The organism is Streptomyces sp. NPDC041784, assembly GCF_055591025.1.
In genome coordinates this window covers 1-3624 of sequence record NZ_JBVJAB010000076.1, presented here as the reverse complement: position 1 = coordinate 3624, position 3624 = coordinate 1, and the positions used below count along the sequence as shown (strand labels likewise).

General features: G+C 66.3%; 3 protein-coding genes and 3 pseudogenes. 5 read left to right on the top strand and 1 reads right to left on the bottom strand.

Going from position 1 to position 3624, the window contains the following annotated elements; all coding sequences use genetic code 11:
• The 3 genes and pseudogenes from ACZ6D7_RS47340 to ACZ6D7_RS47330 all read left to right on the top strand — a co-directional run.
• Positions 1–996: pseudogene (locus ACZ6D7_RS47340) on the top strand (hypothetical protein); the annotation flags it as partial.
• Positions 997–1176: 180 nt separating this feature from the next.
• Positions 1177–1617 (top strand): hypothetical protein, encoded by a 441-nt coding sequence (locus ACZ6D7_RS47335; protein WP_469505111.1) that lies wholly within the window; start codon positions 1177–1179, stop codon positions 1615–1617.
• Entirely contained in the window at positions 1508–1774 is a 267-nt protein-coding gene (locus ACZ6D7_RS47330) for a DUF4145 domain-containing protein (RefSeq protein WP_469505112.1), read from the top strand. Before ACZ6D7_RS47335 ends, ACZ6D7_RS47330 begins: the two co-directional genes overlap by 110 nt.
• A 262-nt stretch (positions 1775–2036) precedes the next feature.
• Here ACZ6D7_RS47330 and ACZ6D7_RS47325 read toward each other — a convergent pair.
• A pseudogene (locus ACZ6D7_RS47325) lies at positions 2037–2528 on the bottom strand (IS5/IS1182 family transposase); the annotation flags it as partial.
• 550 nt (positions 2529–3078) lie between these two features.
• Between ACZ6D7_RS47325 and ACZ6D7_RS47320 the strand changes: the two are divergent.
• Together ACZ6D7_RS47320 and ACZ6D7_RS47315 are read left to right on the top strand one after the other, a co-directional pair.
• Positions 3079–3489: a hypothetical protein gene (locus ACZ6D7_RS47320; protein ID WP_469505109.1), complete on the top strand. Its 411-nt coding sequence runs from the start codon at positions 3079–3081 to the stop codon at positions 3487–3489.
• Positions 3490–3521: 32 nt separating this feature from the next.
• Positions 3522–3624 (top strand): annotated as a pseudogene (locus ACZ6D7_RS47315) (IS5/IS1182 family transposase); the annotation flags it as partial.

The window sequence follows — 3624 nt, the reverse complement described above, 5'->3', positions numbered from 1 at the left end:
ACGTCGAACACCTCTCTCAACGGCACAGGAGCCTCGTGCGTTGCGGGAGGCCGCCCCGTCACCCAACCGGTGGCCACTCTGAAAACGCTCAGTGTTTTCGAGCGCCAGCGTCGGCAGCGGGAGGAGGGCGTGGATCTCATCGACTTCGAAGCGGGCCCCCGCTCCCTGCTTGATTCCCTCAATCCGGCTGTGCTGCCCATGCCGCCCGGGGAGACGTGGGCGCTGCGCCAGCTGGTGGCTTTGTTGGATACCACGCAGGGCTCAGCTGCGGGCGAAGACGTACTCGGGGAGGTTGCTCAGGCCGGGAATTCCTGGGCGCTGGAGCGGTTGCTGCGGCGGCTGCGTGAGCGCGGGCAGGATCAGGAGGCACAAGCGCTCCTGGACAGCGAGGTGGCGCAGGGCAGGCCATGGGCTCTGTGGGTGCAGGCTCACCGCGCTGTGCACGACGAGCAGGTGGCGGACGTTGTCCGCCGTGTGCTGCTGGAGCGTGCGGCGAACGCGCGCGTGGGCCCGGCGGTGGGGGTGCTGATGGAGCAGGCCGAGCAGGCCGGGCGTGCCGGTGAGGCCGACCAGTGGGCGCTGCATGCCGCTGCCCGCGGCTACACCACGCCGTTGTGGGAACTGGTTCGAAGCCGCGAGCGGGCCGGGCGGCAGGAGGAGGCCGAGCGGCTTGCCTGGAAGGCACCTGGCAGCCAGCGGTCCTGGACCCTGCGTCGCCTGGCCCAGGAGCGTGCCACGGAGCAGGCCATGCCTTTGCTGCGGCGCGCCTACGACGAGGCTTTGGCGTGGGCGCCGGGCATGCTCGCCGAGCGCCTGGAAAAGGCGGGCGAGTTCGTGGAGGCCGAGCGCTTGGCACGCCAGGCTGCTGACGCGGGTGACCGGCAGACGCTGGAAGAGCTGGCCGCACGGCGCACGAACGACGATCCCGACCGGCAGTGGCAGGCGCTGCTGGCGAACGGGCTGACGGCCGAGGGCACTCCCGCCGCCCCTTGGTGACCATGCCCCGGAGGGGGTCGATGGTTCTGTGCGGGGGCCGCCGGACCAGGGCTCTGCCTTGCCCGGCGCGCAGGTGCAGTCGGCGGGGCCGGGCGGCTGCAGGCACTCCCCCGCCCGGATCCGGGGGTGAATCAGCTGTTCGAGCGCACGGCCGCACTGCCCGGGGATAGCCTCCCGGCTGTGACGCAGGCAGATCCTTCAGCCGAAACCCTGCTCATCGCAGACTGCCCGGTGTGCCGTAAGAAGGTACTTGCCGCCGTCCGCGGCGAGGTGGTGGAGCCGCCGGACGACGACATCGGCCGAGACGCCCCCTGTCAGGTGCTCCTGGTCGCCTGCACGCTGTGTCAGACAGCCATGGTGCTGGCCAGCGACTTCCTGTACGGGCCAGACGAGTGGGAGAGCCTGGAGAACGTCTGGCCCAACGGTGCGCCGGCCGTAGACGCGCCGTACCGGGTCCAGCGCGCGTTCCAGGAGCGTACCGCTGTTTCCATCAGGCAGATGCGTCGAGTGGCTGCAGGAGAACAACAAGATCGAGGGCCGACTTCTGGACTGGGCTACCGCCCTGCGATTCGTCGGAAACGACGGTGCCCACGGCGACGCGGTAAAACGCCAGGACGCTGAGGATGTCCTGGCTTTCACCGAGGCGCTGCTGGAGCACATCTATGTGCTGACTGTGCAGTACGAAAAATTTTCGGAGCGTCGACAGAGGGCAGTGGAACAGAAGGCGGCGGAGGAGACGTCAGTGCCTGCTCCGCAAAGCCCGGCGGTCAAGGCCTAGTCGAAGGGTGGGACGGGCCCGCGACCTGGGGCTGCGGCCTTGAGCTGGGGCATCATCCGTCCCCGTGGTGGCGCGGGTCGGCCGTCGGCTCTGGCTGGGCCCCGGTTCTTTGCGAGGGTGGCGCATCCGCTCGCGTGGGGGGCGGGGTCAGCGGTGCTCCCGCTGGCGTGTGAGGAACTGCCTGACCAGAGCGTCAAGGTCGATGTCAGCGAGAGTGAACTCGGCACCGGCTTCCACGCCGTCACTCGCACCGGGTACGCCGTCGCCCGGGTCGGCCCTTGGCAGGAGGAACAGTGTAGGCGCCGTCACCGAGCACGGTGGCGCCCTGGCACTGCCGCGGCAGGCCGGAATCGCGCTACACATGGGCATCGGCCCTGTTGCCCGGGCCGGGCGGGCGGTGTCCACGACCAATCGGATGTCGGCACCCCTGATGACCTGCACGTTCGCGGAGAAGCGGTAGATGCGGCCCGAGGCGCCGACCTTGCGGTCGCGGACCGGAATCAAGGTGCCGTCCACGATCCACAGCCGGTCCGCAGCATCGACAGGACAGGCGGCCGGCTCGAGCGCGAGGACGGCCCCAAGCCGCTGGATGACCCGGCAGGTTCTCCGGTAGGAGACAGCCACCACGGCCGCCCGATCCGCGGCCCGTCACCACCCCGCTCTCGCACCACCTTCAGCAACCGCTCGAACTGCTTCATCCCAGCCCCGTGAACGTCTCCACCCACAACACATCCGCGCTCAACACCCCACATATACAAGGAAAATACCCAGATCATGGCTTTGTGCAACGCACTTTGTCAGCGGCTGCCCAACCGCGCTTCCATCCGCGTTCGGGACTCCGCAACGATTGCGCATGAAATGAACCATGCGTTCGAGATGCGCCTCGGCGGAACTGCGCGCAGGATGGAAAGAGCGAGCAAGCACCCGCACTCGACCGTGCGGAAACGCCATGAATATCTGAGGGACGATTGCCGCGGGCATTGTACTGGTCATGGCGGTTTTTTGAGGGCTGCGCCAACGTCAATGATGAAAGCGGCCGGGACAACAGCGCTACGCCGACGGTCACCAGAACGGTGACGAAGTCACCGCCTTGCACCGGAGACACAGCGAAACACTACCTCTGCTGATCCGTCTTCCACGAGCAACTACCTGACACGGGCTCACATTTGGGGGAAGCAGGATGCTCTGGGCTCACGCCGAAGACAGCCCACAGCCACCAGCCGACAACCCATCATCCCGAATGGGTTTAGGTGACGGAGCTCGGCCGACCACAAGCACCTTCCACAAGGAAAAGTGAGGCAAGCATGAAACGCTCAATCCGAAAGCACATCGCCATCGTTGCACTTGCAGTCCCCACACTGTTGCTGGCAAGTCAACCTGCTTCCGCTAGCCAGGCATTCTGGTCCATTGACGGATGCAGATTGGATAAGTCAGGATCACCAACCCTCTACGCCACGGTATCCGTAGTAAACCAAGACCCCAACAACGAGCACAACTACTACCTCGACGTGCAATTCGACATCGATGGCCTTCGCTTGGGAACCGGCACCACAGCGATCCATTCCGTTCGCCCGCTCGAAACAGGCACGAACGACACAAACAATGCCGTCGTGTCCAACCCCTCCGCCAGCGCTGCCGACGTGCCAGCTGGCGCCGTGGACTGCAAGGTGATCAAGGTCGTCGACGAAAACAATGCGACCGTCACACCCGCCTAAGGGTTGTCCCGTAACTGCTGGTCACGGGTGAGATGATCTTTGTGATCACGGCGTCGCAGCCGTCCTGGATAGCCCCGTTTACCGGGCTGAGCCCGCGTCAGTTCGGGAAGCTGATCACCGCGTTGCGGCGCGAGG

Coding starts and splice junctions, on each gene's coding strand:
- ACZ6D7_RS47320 (WP_469505109.1), top strand. CDS start 3,079: ATGAAACGCTCAATCCGAAAGCACATCGCCATCGTTGCACTTGCAGTC.